At 62.4% G+C, this 14,992-nt stretch carries 19 protein-coding genes; 14 read left to right on the top strand and 5 right to left on the bottom strand.

Going from position 1 to position 14,992, the window contains the following annotated elements:
- Positions 1-43: 43 nt before the first annotated feature.
- Together NKH16_RS14135 and NKH16_RS14130 are read left to right on the top strand one after the other, a co-directional pair.
- Positions 44-1,354, top strand: coding sequence for a hemolysin family protein (locus NKH16_RS14135; RefSeq protein WP_352743221.1), 1,311 nt, complete (start codon positions 44-46; stop codon positions 1,352-1,354).
- A 75-nt stretch (positions 1,355-1,429) separates the two neighbouring features.
- Positions 1,430-2,167 carry a class I SAM-dependent DNA methyltransferase gene (locus NKH16_RS14130; protein WP_352450450.1) on the top strand — a complete coding sequence of 246 codons (738 nt, stop codon included), beginning with the start codon at positions 1,430-1,432 and terminating at the stop codon, positions 2,165-2,167.
- A 133-nt stretch (positions 2,168-2,300) separates the two neighbouring features.
- Here the strand turns inward: NKH16_RS14130 and arr are convergent, their stop codons facing one another.
- Positions 2,301-2,708 (bottom strand): NAD(+)--rifampin ADP-ribosyltransferase, encoded by a 408-nt coding sequence (arr, locus tag NKH16_RS14125; protein ID WP_352743222.1) that lies wholly within the window; start codon positions 2,706-2,708, stop codon positions 2,301-2,303.
- Between the two features lie 190 nt (positions 2,709-2,898).
- Here arr and NKH16_RS14120 point away from each other — a divergent pair, with 190 nt between their 5' ends.
- Positions 2,899-3,192 (top strand): hypothetical protein, encoded by a 294-nt coding sequence (locus NKH16_RS14120; protein ID WP_352743223.1) that lies wholly within the window; start codon positions 2,899-2,901, stop codon positions 3,190-3,192.
- Between the two features lie 52 nt (positions 3,193-3,244).
- Here NKH16_RS14120 and NKH16_RS14115 read toward each other — a convergent pair whose 3' ends face one another.
- Positions 3,245-3,535 carry a hypothetical protein gene (locus tag NKH16_RS14115; protein ID WP_352899890.1) on the bottom strand — a complete coding sequence of 97 codons (291 nt, stop codon included), beginning with the start codon at positions 3,533-3,535 and terminating at the stop codon, positions 3,245-3,247.
- Here NKH16_RS14115 and NKH16_RS14110 point away from each other — a divergent pair.
- From NKH16_RS14110 to NKH16_RS14095, 4 genes are all read left to right on the top strand, one after another.
- Positions 3,534-3,884 carry a hypothetical protein gene (locus NKH16_RS14110; protein ID WP_352450455.1) on the top strand — a complete coding sequence of 117 codons (351 nt, stop codon included), beginning with the start codon at positions 3,534-3,536 and terminating at the stop codon, positions 3,882-3,884. The genes NKH16_RS14115 and NKH16_RS14110 overlap by 2 nt on opposite strands.
- Positions 3,885-3,962: 78 nt before the next feature.
- Entirely contained in the window at positions 3,963-5,960 is a 1,998-nt protein-coding gene (locus NKH16_RS14105; RefSeq protein WP_352743225.1) for an ABC transporter ATP-binding protein/permease, read from the top strand.
- Between the two features lie 257 nt (positions 5,961-6,217).
- Positions 6,218-6,691 (top strand): VOC family protein, encoded by a 474-nt coding sequence (locus tag NKH16_RS14100; protein ID WP_352450557.1) that lies wholly within the window; start codon positions 6,218-6,220, stop codon positions 6,689-6,691.
- Positions 6,692-6,775: 84 nt separating this feature from the next.
- A complete protein-coding gene (locus tag NKH16_RS14095) occupies positions 6,776-7,555 on the top strand; it encodes a class I SAM-dependent methyltransferase (RefSeq protein ID WP_352743227.1) in 780 nt (259 codons plus the stop codon).
- Positions 7,556-7,597: 42 nt separating this feature from the next.
- Here NKH16_RS14095 and gcvA read toward each other — a convergent pair whose 3' ends face one another.
- Positions 7,598-8,491 carry a transcriptional regulator GcvA gene (gcvA, locus tag NKH16_RS14090; RefSeq protein WP_352615639.1) on the bottom strand — a complete coding sequence of 298 codons (894 nt, stop codon included), beginning with the start codon at positions 8,489-8,491 and terminating at the stop codon, positions 7,598-7,600.
- Positions 8,492-8,698: 207 nt separating this feature from the next.
- Here gcvA and NKH16_RS14085 point away from each other — a divergent pair, with 207 nt between their 5' ends.
- From NKH16_RS14085 to NKH16_RS14065, 5 genes are all read left to right on the top strand, one after another.
- Positions 8,699-8,884, top strand: a complete 186-nt coding sequence (locus NKH16_RS14085; protein WP_352567970.1) for a DUF1127 domain-containing protein — start codon at positions 8,699-8,701, stop codon at positions 8,882-8,884.
- A gap of 72 nt (positions 8,885-8,956) precedes the next feature.
- On the top strand, positions 8,957-9,442 hold the full coding sequence (locus tag NKH16_RS14080) for a VOC family protein (protein WP_352743229.1): 486 nt from the start codon (positions 8,957-8,959) through the stop codon (positions 9,440-9,442).
- Positions 9,443-9,476: 34 nt separating this feature from the next.
- Entirely contained in the window at positions 9,477-10,202 is a 726-nt protein-coding gene (locus tag NKH16_RS14075; RefSeq protein ID WP_352899887.1) for an SDR family oxidoreductase, read from the top strand.
- Between the two features lie 234 nt (positions 10,203-10,436).
- Complete coding sequence (locus tag NKH16_RS14070) at positions 10,437-10,871, top strand: FKBP-type peptidyl-prolyl cis-trans isomerase (RefSeq protein ID WP_352450461.1); 435 nt, start codon at positions 10,437-10,439, stop codon at positions 10,869-10,871.
- Positions 10,872-11,624: 753 nt separating this feature from the next.
- A complete protein-coding gene (locus tag NKH16_RS14065) occupies positions 11,625-12,302 on the top strand; it encodes an HAD family acid phosphatase (RefSeq protein WP_352450462.1) in 678 nt (225 codons plus the stop codon).
- 41 nt (positions 12,303-12,343) lie between these two features.
- On the opposite strand, the gene NKH16_RS14060 is transcribed toward NKH16_RS14065, so the two are convergent.
- A complete protein-coding gene (locus NKH16_RS14060; protein ID WP_352743231.1) occupies positions 12,344-13,324 on the bottom strand; it encodes a quinone oxidoreductase family protein in 981 nt (326 codons plus the stop codon).
- Between the two features lie 98 nt (positions 13,325-13,422).
- On the opposite strand from NKH16_RS14060, the gene NKH16_RS14055 reads away from it, so the two are divergent.
- Positions 13,423-13,815, top strand: coding sequence for a winged helix-turn-helix transcriptional regulator (locus NKH16_RS14055; RefSeq protein WP_352743233.1), 393 nt, complete (start codon positions 13,423-13,425; stop codon positions 13,813-13,815).
- 74 nt (positions 13,816-13,889) lie between these two features.
- Here the strand turns inward: NKH16_RS14055 and NKH16_RS14050 are convergent, their stop codons facing one another.
- On the bottom strand, positions 13,890-14,495 hold the full coding sequence (locus NKH16_RS14050) for an NADPH-dependent FMN reductase (protein ID WP_352743234.1): 606 nt from the start codon (positions 14,493-14,495) through the stop codon (positions 13,890-13,892).
- Between the two features lie 91 nt (positions 14,496-14,586).
- Here NKH16_RS14050 and NKH16_RS14045 point away from each other — a divergent pair, with 91 nt between their 5' ends.
- Positions 14,587-14,955: a winged helix-turn-helix transcriptional regulator gene (locus NKH16_RS14045; protein WP_023678378.1), complete on the top strand. Its 369-nt coding sequence runs from the start codon at positions 14,587-14,589 to the stop codon at positions 14,953-14,955.
- Positions 14,956-14,992 lie beyond the last annotated feature (37 nt).

The following is a 14,992-nucleotide window of genomic DNA, read 5'->3' as shown; positions in this document are numbered from 1 at the left end:
CGTCCTATTTTCGAAAACCGCGCGGCAATGCTATGGACCCGGCATGCTTTATGCTGAAATTGCCATCGTGGTCGTCCTCATCTGCGTGAACGGCCTTCTGTCGATGTCCGAGCTCGCCATCGTCTCGTCGCGGCCGGCGCGCCTTAAGACGATGATCGACCGCAACGTCAAGGGTGCCGGCCGGGCCCTGGCGCTCGGCGCCAATCCGGGAAAATTCCTGTCTTCGGTGCAGATCGGCATCACTTTGGTCGGCGTCTTGTCCGGTGCCTTTTCCGGCGCCACGCTCGGCGAGCGGCTGGCCACCTCCCTGGCGTCGGCCGGCATCCGCGAAAGCCTCGCCGATCCGCTCGGCGTCGGCATCGTCGTCGCCCTCATCACCTATGGCTCGCTGATCATCGGCGAACTGGTGCCCAAGCAGATCGCATTGCGCGACCCCGAAAGGGTAGCCGTCAGGGTCGCCCCGGCAATGACCATCCTCGCCAGCGTCTCGGCGCCGCTGGTCTTCCTGCTCGATTTTTCCGGCCGCGCCCTCCTGTGGCTGCTTGGCCAGCGCGGTCAGAGCGAGGATAAGGTCACCGACGAGGAGATCAAGATGCTGGTCGCCGAAGCCGAGCACCACGGCACCATCGAATCCGACGAACGGCGGATGATCGCCGGCGTCATGCGGCTCGGTGATCGTGCTGTGCGCGCGGTGATGACGCCGCGCACCGAGGTCGACTGGATCAATCTGCAATCCGACGAGGCGGCCATCAGGAAGCTGCTGATGGACACCCAGCATTCGCGCCTGCCGGCCGGCGACGGCGGCGTCGACGCCATGATCGGCGTCGTCCAGACCCGCGACGTGCTGGCCGCAATGCTTGCCGGCCGCGCTCTCGACCCGCGCCGGCACGTGCGGGCCGCGCCAATCGTGCATGACCAGGCCGACGCTCTGGACGTGCTTGCGACGCTGAAGGAATCCGACGTGCCGATGGCGCTGGTGCATGACGAATACGGCCATTTCGAAGGCATCGTCACCCCGGCCGACATACTGGAAGCGATCACCGGCGTATTCCGTTCCGACCTCGACGCCGGCGACGAGGAAAACGCGGTCAAGCGCGAGGACGGCTCATGGCTGCTCGCCGGCTATATGCAGGCCGACGAGATGGCAGAGGTCCTCGGCATCGACCTGCCTGAGAGCCGCGATTACGAAACCGTCGCCGGCTATGTGCTGTCGCATTTGCACCATCTGCCGGCGACCGGCGAATGTGTCGACGCGCAAGGCTGGCGCTTCGAGGTCGTCGACCTCGACGGCCGCCGCATCGACAAGCTCATCGCCACCCGCCTGCCCGGCCGCCACCGCGAGGTGGTGCGGTAACGATCGACGCGACTTATGGGCTATATGCTGGCGGCGACACCGCTCGCACGTCAAAGTTGATTGGGAATACCGCCTATGGTCGACCACCTTTTCGCCGACCCATATCTCGCTGCCGTCTACGATGCCTGGCACCCGAGATCTGCGCGCGACGACTATGATTTCTACCTGCCCCGCATTCTAACAGCAGACGCGGTGCTTGATGTCGGATGTGGAACGGGCACCCTCCTTCACGAGGCACGCTTGGCCGGACATTCAGGGCGGCTCTGCGGCATCGACCCAGCACCCGGCGTGTTGGATCGCGCACGAACGCGCGCGGATATCGAATGGGTTCTCGGCGATCTCCAATCGGCCGGCTGGACAGCCGAGTTTGATCTCATTGTGATGACGGGGCACGCATTCCAGGCCCTTGTCAGCGACGAAGACCTGAGGGATTTCATGGCGGCTGTCCGACACGCCCTTGTGCCAGGCGGATGCTTCGCGTTCGAAACGCGGAACCCTTCGGTGCGGGCGTGGGAGCACTGGACACCCGAAAATGCGGTGGTCGTTGAGCTGCCTGACGGGTCGCTGGTGCAGATCACAACAGAGGTGATCACGCCGTTCGATGGACAGACGGTGACATTCACCCACAGGTTCGGCGGAAAGCATCCGAGCCTTCCGCAAGTTAGTCGCAGCACCTTGCGATTCCTCGAGACGGACGCCTTATCGAGCCTGCTGGGGAACGCGGGGCTACGGATCGAACAGCAATTCGGCGGCTTTGACGGCAGCCCACTTGGCCCTTCGAGCCCAGAGATCATCACGTTCGCGACGAGATGAAAAGGAGCATCCGCTCTCCAGCCCTGCAAGCAACGACAACTCGCGGACCCATTGCGGACGTGGAGCCGTATTTCGCGGGGACTGCCGCCGACCGCAAGTCAGAGCCAAGCTTGGCAATCGCAGGACTCAGCGATCAATCGATTGCCTCGATGCCTTGTGCCTTCAGCCGTTCGAGATGGTCCTTCATCTCTTTCAGCCGCTCGGGCGAGTGGCCCTGCCACTCGGTGACCTCGCCGGTGATCCTGAGCGGCTCGCGGCAGCGATAGGACTGCGTCGGATTGCCGGGAAATTTCTTGTCCGTAAGATTGGGGTCGTCCATGATCGGGCCGGTTGTTTCCACGATGTAGATCCTTTCGCGTCCGTCACCGGCGGCCAGTTCTGCACCCCAGATAGCCGCATCCAGAGTGCCGGTTAGATAGACCCAGGCTGCCTGCTTTCGCACGCCGTAATTGGAGCTGTAGCCGGCTTCGATCAGGTCTCCCGGCTTAAGATCGGCCCGGGTGCCGTGGTAGAATTGGCGCGGCTTCGCGGGGGCTGTCATCGGCTCATCCTCGCTGTCTCAGGCGTCATGGTGTTGTGGTGCGCACTATTTCATGCACGTCATCGAATCAACCGTCTGGCCGTGCGGTTATCGGACGTCCTCTCATTCCGGTCGTCCCGCCCAAAGTACGCTACCAGTCGGCTGCCGGTGCGGGTATTATCGGCGCCCTGTACGTCACTATGGTGGAAAAATGGATCTGCAAGCCTTCAGGGATTCGATTGCAAAACCACAGCCGCCAGCCGGCTTGAGCCCTGCCCTGGAGGCGCTGTGGTGGGATGCAAAGGGCGATTGGGCTAAGGCGCACGAGTGCGCGCAGCAGCGCGACGACACGGCGGGCATGCACGTGCATGCCTATCTCCACCGCAAGGAAGGCGACCAGTCGAATGCGGAATATTGGTATCGCCGCAGCAACGCGGCGCCGTCGACCTTAACGCTTGACGAGGAATGGCAAGAGCTGGCACGTACACTTTTGCAGCAAAGCTGACGCTTGCTCAGTCATCGTAAAATAGCCGGTCCTGCATCCACTCTCCGGGGTTTCAGCTGGCGCCCTGTGGCTTGTCCCTGCCGTTCCATTCCGCATTGCGCGCCTGCGCCTCTTCGGCGATCAGCTTGAACTCCCGCATCTTCGCAGCTTCGATGGCGAATGCGCGGCTTGGCAGGACGCCAGGGTCCTCCTGACTGTTCTGAAACTGAAAACGGGCCTCCAGTTCGGCCCATATTCGCTCGGGTGCCGTATCCTTGCTGGCAAGCAGCGCAACGACCAGCGCCAGAGTCTCGCGCTGGGCGTTCAGCCGCCCTTCGATCTCTTCATTCGGCAATTCGGGCATGCGGGTCGCTTCCGGTTTCTGGCTCAACGGCAAAATCGCACCCTTGTTCCGGAATTCGGGGCTGGCGCGGTCCGGCTGGGCAGCAGATGCTCGCAATCGCAATCGAGATGACCTCTCCTCCTCGATCCTGTTGACTCGGCCGATGGCACTTCTCGCGCCGCTTGCGTCCAGCCTCTTCGAATGCAGCATGCGGACAAATCTTGAGAGCCTGAAGCGAATTGTCGAGATCGCAGCAGGTGATGCTTTGTTGCAGACTGACCCGCAGCCGACGCTCGGCGGTCTGCCCCGCAACGATCAAAGCCTGTCATCGAGAACGACCATAGGCTGCTGCGAGCACCGGAACAGCTGAGAAGCCTTGGCGTTGTTGGCATCTGGGATCTCGAGCGGACGCTATGAAACCTTCTGATTTTTAAGCCGTTATCGCCGGATGCCCGAGGCTAAATTTAAGCTGAAATCGGTTGACGGCGCCCAATCGCGCGATGCCGAGAAGTCGCGCCACGAGAAACAATCGCCTGTCGAAGTCGCGTCCGAGGTCGTCGGCGAGCCCGCGCCGCCGCCGGATGTCACCGAACCCGATCCTGAGCTGACACCTGAAGAGGCCGAGCGGGCGCGCAAGAGATACCTGCTCAAGCGCTTCTGGATCAGCGCGCGCGGTTACTGGGGCGGCAGTGGCGACAAGGTCGCCTGGCCGTTGACGATCGGGCTGTTGGTCCTGATCGTCGCCAATGTCGGCTTCCAGTATGGGATCAATGTCTGGAATCGCGCAATTTTCGACGCCATTGAGCAACGCAATGCCCACACCGTATATTGGCTGAGCGCCGTATTCCTGCCACTCGTGCTCGGAAGCGCCAGCCTTGTGGTGGCGCAAGTCTTCTTTCGCATGAGGATACAGCGCCGCTGGCGTTCCTGGCTCACCACCGCGGTCATCGCGCGCTGGCTCGCAAGCGGCCGCTACTATCAGCTGAACCTCGTCGGCGGCGATCATAGCAACCCCGAAGCCCGCATCGCCGAGGATTTGCGGATTGCCACCGAATCGCCCGTCGATTTCATCGCCGGTGTCATCGTCGCATTTCTGTCGGCCTCGACCTTCATCGTGGTGCTCTGGACGATCGGCGGCGCCCTGACCCTGACGATTGCAGGTTCGACCGTCACCGTTCCCGGCTTCCTGGTCATCACCGCAGTGCTCTATTCCGCGATCACGTCCACTTCGATGGCGGTCATTGGCCGCCATTTCGTCCACCTCTCCGAGGGAAAAAATCAGGCGGAAGCCGAGTTCCGCTACACGCTGACGCGCGTGCGGGAAAACGGCGAGAGCATCGCATTGCTCGGCGGCGAGGAGGAGGAGCGCAGCGGCGTGGACAAGACATTTGCCCATGTGCTCAGGCAATGGGCGCTCCTTGCAGGTCAGCACATGCGCACGGCGCTGGTGTCTCAGGGGTCGAGCCTGTTTGCGCCTGTCGTGCCGGTCTTGCTTTGCGCTCCAAAGTTCCTCGAAGGCAGCATGACACTTGGACAGGTCATGCAGGCTGCCTCGGCCTTTGCCATCGTGCAGGGCGCGTTCGGATGGCTGGTCGACAACTATCCCCGTCTCGCCGATTGGAACGCCTGTGCACGGCGCATCGCCTCGCTGATGATGTCGCTCGACGGGCTCGAGCGGGCGGAACAGAGCAACACGCTGGGACGCATAAAGCGCGGCGAGACCGGCGGCGATGCGATGCTCAGCCTGAACAATCTCTCCGTGTCGCTCGACGACGGCACCGCCGTGGTCAAGGAAACCGAGGTCGTGATCGAACCAGGCGAGCGGGTGCTCGTCGCCGGCGAATCCGGCTCGGGCAAGAGTACGCTGGTGCGGGCCGTCGCGGGTCTGTGGCCATGGGGTAGCGGCAGCGTCAACATCCGCGCCGACAGACGGTTGTTTATGTTGCCGCAACGGCCCTACATCCCGACCGGGACGCTTCGCCGCGCTGTCGCCTATCCAGGCGCCGCCGACAACTGGACGCTGGATAAGATCAAGGCTGCCCTCGACAAGGTGGGACTCGACTACCTCAACGACCGGATCGAGGAGGACGCGCCATGGGACCAGATCTTGTCGGGTGGCGAAAAGCAGCGCCTCGCCTTCGCGCGTCTTCTGCTGCACCGCCCCGATATCATCGTGCTGGACGAGGCAACGTCGGCACTCGATGAGAAGAGCCAGGACAAGATGATGGAGATGATTATTCGCGAATTGCCGAAGGTCACCATCATAAGCGTAGCGCACCGCGCCGAGCTGGAGGCCTTCCACAGCCGCAAGATCACATTGGAGCGGCACAAGGGCGGGGCAAAACTTGTCAGCGATATCGAACTCGTCCCGCGCAAGGACAGACGGAACTTGCTCATGCGCCTTCTGAGGCAACGGCGCGCCAACGGAAAGCCAGCGCGACCTTGAGCAAAGCGGCGCTGCCCTACGCAAAGAGTGAGGCCGCCAGTCGGACCAGGCGGACCATCGCCGGTTCGAGTCACTGCCCGCATCTGGTCCTGAAAGCACCAGCCGTGGTACCTTATTCCGGGCAGCTGCTGCTGTCGGAACGTCGATGGCACGAGCGCATTTCCATGTCCGGTGCAACGCCGAGGCCAGCTGTGAAAAACCCGGGTTGATTTCAAAAGCCCAGATTGATTTCGAAAGCAAAGGGACCAGCAATGACAATCGCCAAGAACACGATCTGCCTTTGGTACGACAAGGACGCCGAGGCTGCGGCCCGCTTCTATTCCGAGATTTTTCCCGACAGTTCGGTGAAATCCGTCCACCGCGCTCCCAGCGACTACCCGTCCGGCAAGGCAGGCGACGTGCTGACGGTCGAGTTCACGGTCGCCGGCATCCCCTGTCTCGGCCTCAATGGCGGGCCCGCGTTTAAACACAACGAAGCCTTCTCCTTCCAGATCGCCACCGACGATCAGCAGGAGACCGACCGCTATTGGAACGCAATCGTCGGCAATGGCGGCCAGGAAAGTGCCTGCGGCTGGTGCAAGGACAAATGGGGCATCTCCTGGCAAATCACGCCGCGCGTGCTGACCGAAGCCATGGCCGCCGGCGGCGATGAAGCAAAGCGCGCATTCGAGGCGATGATGGAGATGAAGAAAATCGACGTTGCAGCGATCGAGGCGGCGCGGCGCGGCTGACAGTTCGGGGGTGGCCCGACGCGAAAAGATCAGGGCAGAGCGGCCGGAAATGCTGCCGGCCCATCATCTCCAGGCAGGCGTGCGATGGTGCTGAACTGCGCTGCGTTTTACGACGCCGAACTGCGACGGCACAACGAGGTCTTCAGGGCTGCGGTCAAGGTGGGAACGCGCGATCGCGTGCTCGATATCGGATGCGGTTCGGGACAATCCTCTCGTGATGCTGCCCGTGTCGCGGTGGAAGGCAGCGTGCTCGGCGTGGACGTATCGGCCGAGATGCTCGAGATCGCCCGGAAGTGTAGCGCGAAAGAGGGATTGCGAAACGTCGCCTTTGAGCGGGGCGATGCGCAATTGTTGGTATTTCCGCCTGCCGGTTTCGATCTGTGCATTAGTCGATTTGGAGTGATGTTCTTTGCCGACCCCGCGGCGGCGTTCGCCAACATCGGCCGGGCGTTGCGACCAGGGGCGCGTCTTGTATGGATGGTATGGCAGTGCGAGGGCCGCAACGAGTGGGCGACTACCATTCAGCGGGCGATTGCGCCGGGGACCGCCATATCGGCGGGCGCCGCCACCCCGTTTTCGCTTGGCGACCCCGCCATCACCGCGGAGATCTTGCGTGCATCCGGTTTTGTTTCGGTGGACTTTGCCGAAGTGCATGAGCCGGTCTTCTACGGCCAGGACGTCGATGCGGCCTATGACGCTTTGCTTGGCCTGCAACTGGTCAAGGATCCGCTCGCCCGCGCGGATGTGGATGTCGACGCGGCGCTGCGGCGGTTGCGCGATCTGCTCGACGCACATTTGACCGCGGACGGTGTGCTTTTCGACTCGCGTGCCTGGATCGTCACCGCGTTTCGGGCGAGCGGATAGTAACCACTCGATGTAGACGATCCTGTTCTCTCGGCCTTCCCGTCAGTCCATTTGCGGCGCGACTTCTGAGAGCAGCCAATCCCGAAAAGCCTTGACTTTGCGCTGACGGATCGCCTCTGGCGGGTAGACGAAATAGAAGCTGGAGGGGGATTTCAGGGCGTGGCCGAAGGGGCGGACGAGTCGCCCGGCGGCAAGGTCGGCCGCAACGAGCATGGTCCGGCCGAGCACCACCCCCTCGCCTTGTGCGGCCGACTCCATGGCAAAGGTGGCAGAGTCGAAGGTAATCCCGCTCTGCGGGTCCACGCCCTCGACCCCGGCGCTTGCTAGCCAGGTCGCCCAGTCGATCGGAAAGCTGTCGCGGATCAGCGTGTGGTGTTTGAGGTCCTGAGGCGTGCGGAGCGGATGTGCACCCTCAAGAAGCTTTGGGCTGCACACTGGAAACACCTCCTCGCCGGTGAGGAACTCTGACGTGAGCCCCGGATAGTTTCCGTTGCCATAACGGACGGCGACATCGATGCCGTCGCCGAGGAAGTTGGTCAGCTTCCCGCTTGTCGAAACCCGCACATCGACGTCGCCATGCGCACGGTGAAAGCGATAGAGGCGCGGCACCAGCCATCTGCCCGCGAAGCCATCGGAGGTGCTGACGTTCAATGTCGAGCTCGAATAGCGGGCTGTTGCTGCCGCGGTGGCGGTGGCCAACTGGGCGAGCGCCTCGCGCACCGCCCGCGCATAGGGCTCGCCAACGGCTGTCAGACTCACCGAACGCGTACCGCGCTCGAACAGCTGCACACCGAGCTGATCCTCAAGATTCTTGATCGCCCGGCTGATCGCACCGTGGGTGACATGAAGTTCCTCTGCCGCCTTGGAGAAACTCAACAGGCGCGCCGCAGCCTCGAAACTTGGCAAAGTGGTGAGGGGAGGCAGCTTCCGGGGCATGGATCGATACCTGTACGTGTGAGTGATGCTCACAGATTGTCGCCGATAAGTCGTTTGTCGTCCAGGCCAGAAGCCGGCATGTTTGCTCGCGTAATCAGTCATTCACCGCCGCTGCAAAAGGCGAGTTTGATGTGACTGATACTCTCGCTGACGAAAGTCGCGGGGCAACTGCTGAAACCAAAACTGCCGCCACTCTGGGAGAGCACCATGAACGCCAAACGAGTTGAACCCATCGTCGACGTCCTGACCGGCATGGCCGGCCGCATTCTCGCCTCGAGCAGCCGGCGCCGGACCGGGCGGCAGATTGCACGCTTCTCGACCCGCCGGCTCGAAGACCTCGGGTTTGCCCGCGACTGGGACGGTTCGGTCTATCGGCCGTCGGACCACCGCTAGCCTGAACGAAAGCAACAGCGGACAGGCTCTTCGCCAAAGATCGCTGTCGCAAGGAATTAATGGAGAACGGACATGGCCACCATCCACCCATTCCTCTGGTTCAACATCGACGCGGAGCAAGCCCGCGATTTCTATCTCTCGGTCTTCAAGAACAGCAAAGCGCTCCAGACCATCGAATACACCGACTGGGTGTCCGGAACCAACAAGACGGTCCCGCATGCCACCTTCGATTTCGAGCTCGAAGGACTGCACCTTACTGCGCTCAATGCCGGGCCGCAGCCGCCCTTCAACGAGCGGCTCTCGCTTTACATCGAGACCAGGGACCAGGCCGAGACCGACTACTACTATGAGGCGCTCACCGCCGGCGGCGGCAAGGCACAACCCTGCGGCTGGCTCACCGACAGATACGGCGTCTACTGGCAGGTCATCCCGGAAATCCTGCCGCGGCTCAGTGCCGATCCGGATCGCGAAAAGGCCAACCGCGTCCGGCAGGCGATGTACGGGATGCGCAAGATCATCATCGCCGACCTCGAAGCCGCCTATGCGGGCAAGGCCTGACCCTCACCGCAATCGCAACGAACGGAGAACCCTCATGACATCGCTCGTGGACAGGAAAGTCATCGTCGGCGGCGGTAGTTCCGGCATCGGTCTCGGCGTCGCGGAAGCTGCTCTCAACGGCGGAGCGAAGGTCGTGATCGTCGGACGCTCGCCCGAGAAACTGCTGGCTGCCGAACGGACGCTCAATGCGGGCCGCGTGACCAGCGTGGTCGCCGACATGACCGACGAAGCGGACGTCGCTCGCCTGTTCGACGAGGTCGGTCCCTTCGATCACCTCGTATCGACCGCCGGAACACTGCCGCCCGGCGATCCGATCGGCAGTACCGACATGGAGGCTGTGCGAGGCTTCGTCGATAACAAGCTGATTGGCGCTGTCATGCTCTCCAAGCATGCTGTGCGCACCCTGAAAGCCGGCGGCTCGATGACCTTCACCTCGGGAATAAATAAGGATCGGCCGCCGGTGCCGGGAGGCTCGGTCGTCTCCGCGATTGCCGGTTCATTCAGCTACTTCGCCCGCGCCCTGGCGCTCGAACTGGCCCCGACGCGCGTCAATGTCGTGTCGCCCGGATGGGTCGATACACCGATGTGGGACATTGTTGGAGAAGCCAAATCCAGCTTCTTTGCCGACATGGCTGCCCGGTTGCCATCGAGAAAAATTCCGACCGCTGCGGACGTCGCCGCCGCCTACCTCTACCTCATGGAAAGCGACTTCACGACCGGCGAGACGATCCGCATCGATGGCGGCCATAACCTGATCTAGCCGCCATTTGCACGCCGCCTGGATGGGCTGAGCCGGCATGACTGCTAGACCGGTGCACTGCTGCCGAAGGCGACGAACGCCGGCGGGTCATGCCGGCGTCGCGCAATCGGGGTTTACATCGGCAGCCAGGTCCCTAGTTTTAGCGTTTCGCGCCGCGCACCTAAGTGTGTGGATGATCGAGGACGGGACCGTGAGCTCTGGCCGGCCCCTCGAAACTTTCAAAGGATGGCTATCATGACACAGGCCAAGAATGGCGACACCGTGCGCATCAATTACAATGGCCGCCTGGCTGACGGCACTCAGTTCGATTCTTCCGGCAACGAACCGCTGCAATTCACGTTGGGTGAAGGACAAGTGATCGCCGGTCTCGAAACCCATGTCGAGGGTATGGAGGTGGGCGCGAAAAGCACCGTCACCATTCCCGCCGACGCCGCCTATGGCCCCCACCGCCCCGAAGCGGTCATGACCGTCGACCGCGCCCGCGTACCAGACAACATCAATGTCGATATCGGCGCTCGACTGCAGGTCAGAACCCCGGAAGGGCGCCCGATGCCGGTAACAGTCGTCGGCGTGGACGACACCAGCGTCAAGCTCGACGGCAATCATCCGTTGGCCGGGCGCGATCTCGTGTTCGACGTTGAACTGGTCGAGATCGTTCAGGCGGCGTAGGGCACGGCAAAGCGCGTGACGGCCATGATTTTCGGGTGACGCATTTCGACCGGCGGTTCCGGCGGTGCGTCACCTGTTTGGAGGCAAAGACCGCGACGGCGGAAATCGTGTAGCGTGCAGCAACCCATAGAGACATTCGGCATCTGGAATGTCCAATTCAGCGTCGCGGTCTCGAGGACCTGTGGAAGGGTAGTGTCTCAGTTTGAAATTAAGACGACGGTCCATCGTAGTCAGGCGGTGGCGGCGTGCCTGGCCACCGAAGCACGACTTCCTCGCAGGAGTCTTGCATGCGCATGACGCGGACGGCGTTGCCGATCACATCGGCGGGGCGCTTCTGGCCTTTAGGTCCGGTGGGCAATTGCTGCCTCCTGAATTGGCCAGCGCTTATACGCGACGACCCAGAGAATGATTATCATTCCCAACGGGACCACAGAGAGAAGCACCCACGCCCGAGACATTCTTAGTCGCCCAAACAGCACCCACGCGGGGATTGCTGTGAGGACTGTCAACAAGGCGAATGGTAGCAACTGAATCGGATCTGACATTGGGTGCCTTCCATGCTTTCCGCTGAGCACATAGGCGGTTTCGCCTAGGCGAGCAAACCGGGATAGGCGCTTTCGCATATTTCAAATTTCAAACTGAGACACTACCTTTGGAAGACCTCGCTTGACAGCCGACTTCTCGTGACAGCAAAGTCTCGTGATGCGGGCGATTGGTTGGAATAGAATTGCGCGTGCCGGGGCAATCGTGCTGATGATTGGCACAAATGTTCCTGCGCCGGCACGTTCCGACTCGCTCCTTCTCACAAGCCCGTCCCAGCCAGCCAATGTCGGCGATGCGATGCTGGCGGCTGCCAATTATCATGATTCCGGCGACTATGACCGCGACCTTGCCGCTGTGGCGAAGCAGGCAGGCGACTGGGTCATCAAGCGCGCAATGGAGGTGCCTCGCCCCGCACTGGTGCTCGATATCGACGAGACGGCTTTGGCCAACTGGGAAGTGATCACACGTGACAATTTCGGCCGCCCGATCGGCGGCGCCTGCGACATCGCAATCGATGGTCCCTGTGGCTGGGCCGCCTGGGATCAGCTTGCGAAGGATCCGGCCATCGACGCCGTGCTGGAGGTTTTCCGGCAGGCGCGAACGGCGAAAGTCGCGGTGTTCTTCATCACCGGACGTCCGGAGGACCAGCGTCAGGCAACCGAACAGAACCTGCAGTCGGCCGGCTATGCCGGCTACGAGCACCTTTACATGGTCCAGCCTGGGGCCAAATACGGCTCCGCCGCAGATTTCAAGGCACCCATAAGGGCCGAAATCGAAAAGGCCGGCTACACGATAATTGCCAATGTCGGTGACCAGCCATCCGACCTGTTCGGGGGGCATGCGGAGAAGCTGTTCCTGCTGCCAAATCCGTTCTACCGGGTTCGCTGACGGCCTGTACGGCACAACCCCGGATCCTTGCGGAGCACCTACTAAGGTATCAAGACGACCTTGCCGGTCGCGCTGCGCTCCTCCAGCAGGCGATGCGCCTGGCTGGCCTGGTCGAGCGGGAAGCGGCCACCTTTGGTCACCACAAGCTGACCACCAGCGGCCAGACCGAAAAGCTCCAAAAGGCCGTCACGGAGCCCGTCCGTAGACAGCAACGGCAGCAGGGCAAAACCCTTCAGCGACTGGTTGCGGCCGATCATCGCCTCCATCTCCGGGGCGCCGAGCGCGTATCTGCCAAGTGCTGCAAACACCAACTCTCCGCGAGGTGCCAGAGCCTCCAGCGCAACCGCCGTCAGCGGGCCGCCGACAATGTCGTAGATGATGTCGACGCCGGCGCCGTCTGTGGCTGCCCGGACGTGCACCGGCCAATCCGTGTTGCTGTAGTCGACGGCAGCATCGGCTCCCAGCGACAAAGCAAGGTCGAGCTTGGCCTTGCTGCCGGCTGCCGCGATGACACGGCTCGCGCCGGCGCGCTTGGCAAGCTGGACGAGCAACGAACCGACGCCGCCCGCGGCAGCGGCGACCAGCACCGATCTGCCGGCCGGCGGGCTTTGCCGCGATAGATACAATGCCGTCAGTCCTTGCACCATCAATGCCGTCGCGTTTTCGAACGAGAGCGAATCCGGCAAGGGCACGGCCAGGCTTGCGTCGATCGTCACATACTCGGCATAGCCGCCAAACGGGCGGCTCGAGGCGAACAACGGCGCGGCGACGCGCGTGCCGAGCAAGGAAGCGTCCACCCGCTGCCCAAGCGCCTCCACGATCCCGGCGGCCTCGACGCCAGGGATCATCGGCAGTTGCGGCGTCACCGCATAGCGATCCGCGCGCATCAGCACTTCGAAGAAATTCACCCCGGCCGCATGAACGCGGACCAAGACCTCGCCGGCTTGCGGCTCAGGCTTCGGCACCGTGACTATGTCGAGAACGTCGGGCCCGCCGAAGCGGCTCAGTTGAATGGCTCTCATCGCATGCACCGATCGCTGTTGGCATCGGCCGCTGTTTGCCACTATCTGCCTGGCTTCGACTACACACCGATTTGTCCGCTGCTGACCGGGAGGTGACCATGGCCAAGCTGATCAAGAGACTGCCGACGCTGCCGGCGGAGCGCGCGCTGAAAGTGATTTCGGGCCGCTGGAAGGCGGTCATCCTGTACCATCTCTTCGACGGCCCCCGGCGGCTGTCGACGCTGCAGGCGCTGATGCCCGATATCACCCAGAAAGTGCTGATCCAGCAGCTTCGCGAAATGGAAGAGCACGGCCTCGTCCGCCGCGAGATCTTTGCCGAGATACCTTCGCGCGTCGAATATTCGGCGACGCGGCTCGGCCTCAGCCTCGAGCCGATCCTGCTGGCACTTTGCCAGTGGGGCCAGCATCACGCCGACGAGCTGAATGAGATGGACCGCCTTGCCGATTGCATCATCAGACCACGGCAAGCGCAGGACGCCCATGCCGTGTGAACAAAAAGGGCGGCGCATGCGCCGCCCCAATGCTTGGGAGAATTAATCCTTGGGAGGACTGCTCGAACCTGTGCTCAGGCCGCCTTGACTTCCTCGGCGACGGCATCGGCCTGACGCGCCGTCTTCAGCACCCTGGCCCACCATGCAATGTCGTTGACCAGCGCGGTTGCCGCCTGGTTGAGGTGCTCGAACTCATCGAGCTTCTTGTCGCCTTGCTTGACCGCAAGGAAATCGGCCCAGGCGATATGTACGGCGGACTTCACCGGCGCCATCTGCAACTCGACCGCATGCAGCCTCAGCTGCTCGACCGCGCGCGCGCCACCGACGCTGCCATAGCCGACGAAGCCGGCCGGCTTCTTGTTCCACTCGTTGGCGGCGTAGTCGATGGCGTTCTTCAGCACGGCCGTCGGGCCATGATTGTATTCCGCAGCGGTGAAGATGAAGCCGTCGAATCCGGCGACCTTCTTTTGCCAGCGCTGCGCCACTTCGTTCTGCGACGGCGCCCAGGCGGAGGATGCGACCTCATCGAAGAACGGCAGCGGGAAATCGCGCAGGTCGACGACTTCAACGTCGATGTCGGCGTGCGACTTGGCTATCTTGGCAATCCATTGGGTCGGGACGTCGGCAAAGCGGGCCGCGCGGGTTGAACCAATGATGATGGCGATTTTGGGTTTTGACATAGAGGGGGCTCTCCTTACGGGAATACTGGTATCGTTTAGATACCTGAGCTATATGAGTAACTGGCCGCTCAATGTGCAAGGAGGCACTTTTTTGTTACCAAGGCACCCGCACCGCACCGAGGACTGCCGCGCCATCTCGGAAATCCTGCAGCGCGTCGGCGACAAATGGACGGTGCTCGTGGTCGGCAAGCTTGGCAACGGGCCGCTGCGTTTCAACGAGCTGCGCAGCGCGGTCGGCGGCATTTCGCAAAAGATGCTGACCACGACCTTGCGCGGGCTCGAGCGCGACGGCTTCGTTACGCGCACCGTGTTCCCGACCATCCCGCCGCGGGTCGACTACGAATTGACCGATCTTGGCTACGAACTGCTGGTGCCGGTCGATGCGCTCGGCGAATGGGCACGCAAGAACACCGAGCGCGTCAAGGCGGCGCGCGAGAAGTTCGACGCCATGCACAGCTGAACCCTTGTGCTGCAAGGGTTTGAACCTGTCGGGGAGC

Source organism: Mesorhizobium sp. M1307, assembly GCF_040318155.1.
Lineage (GTDB): Bacteria > Pseudomonadota > Alphaproteobacteria > Rhizobiales > Rhizobiaceae > Mesorhizobium.
This window is presented reverse-complemented; position numbering and strand designations above follow the sequence as displayed.

Coding starts and splice junctions, on each gene's coding strand:
- NKH16_RS14070 (WP_352450461.1), top strand. CDS start 10,437: ATGACACAGGCCAAGAATGGCGACACCGTGCGCATCAATTACAATGGC.
- NKH16_RS14065 (WP_352450462.1), top strand. CDS start 11,625: ATGATTGGCACAAATGTTCCTGCGCCGGCACGTTCCGACTCGCTCCTT.
- NKH16_RS14085 (WP_352567970.1), top strand. CDS start 8,699: ATGAACGCCAAACGAGTTGAACCCATCGTCGACGTCCTGACCGGCATG.
- arr (WP_352743222.1), bottom strand. CDS start 2,708: ATGACAGCCCCCGCGAAGCCGCGCCAATTCTACCACGGCACCCGGGCC.
- NKH16_RS14120 (WP_352743223.1), top strand. CDS start 2,899: ATGGATCTGCAAGCCTTCAGGGATTCGATTGCAAAACCACAGCCGCCA.
- NKH16_RS14130 (WP_352450450.1), top strand. CDS start 1,430: ATGGTCGACCACCTTTTCGCCGACCCATATCTCGCTGCCGTCTACGAT.
- NKH16_RS14115 (WP_352899890.1), bottom strand. CDS start 3,535: ATGCCCGAATTGCCGAATGAAGAGATCGAAGGGCGGCTGAACGCCCAG.
- NKH16_RS14080 (WP_352743229.1), top strand. CDS start 8,957: ATGGCCACCATCCACCCATTCCTCTGGTTCAACATCGACGCGGAGCAA.
- NKH16_RS14135 (WP_352743221.1), top strand. CDS start 44: ATGCTTTATGCTGAAATTGCCATCGTGGTCGTCCTCATCTGCGTGAAC.
- NKH16_RS14105 (WP_352743225.1), top strand. CDS start 3,963: ATGCCCGAGGCTAAATTTAAGCTGAAATCGGTTGACGGCGCCCAATCG.
- NKH16_RS14050 (WP_352743234.1), bottom strand. CDS start 14,495: ATGTCAAAACCCAAAATCGCCATCATCATTGGTTCAACCCGCGCGGCC.
- NKH16_RS14075 (WP_352899887.1), top strand. CDS start 9,477: ATGACATCGCTCGTGGACAGGAAAGTCATCGTCGGCGGCGGTAGTTCC.
- NKH16_RS14060 (WP_352743231.1), bottom strand. CDS start 13,324: ATGAGAGCCATTCAACTGAGCCGCTTCGGCGGGCCCGACGTTCTCGAC.
- NKH16_RS14110 (WP_352450455.1), top strand. CDS start 3,534: ATGCGGGTCGCTTCCGGTTTCTGGCTCAACGGCAAAATCGCACCCTTG.
- NKH16_RS14055 (WP_352743233.1), top strand. CDS start 13,423: ATGGCCAAGCTGATCAAGAGACTGCCGACGCTGCCGGCGGAGCGCGCG.
- gcvA (WP_352615639.1), bottom strand. CDS start 8,491: ATGCCCCGGAAGCTGCCTCCCCTCACCACTTTGCCAAGTTTCGAGGCT.
- NKH16_RS14095 (WP_352743227.1), top strand. CDS start 6,776: ATGGTGCTGAACTGCGCTGCGTTTTACGACGCCGAACTGCGACGGCAC.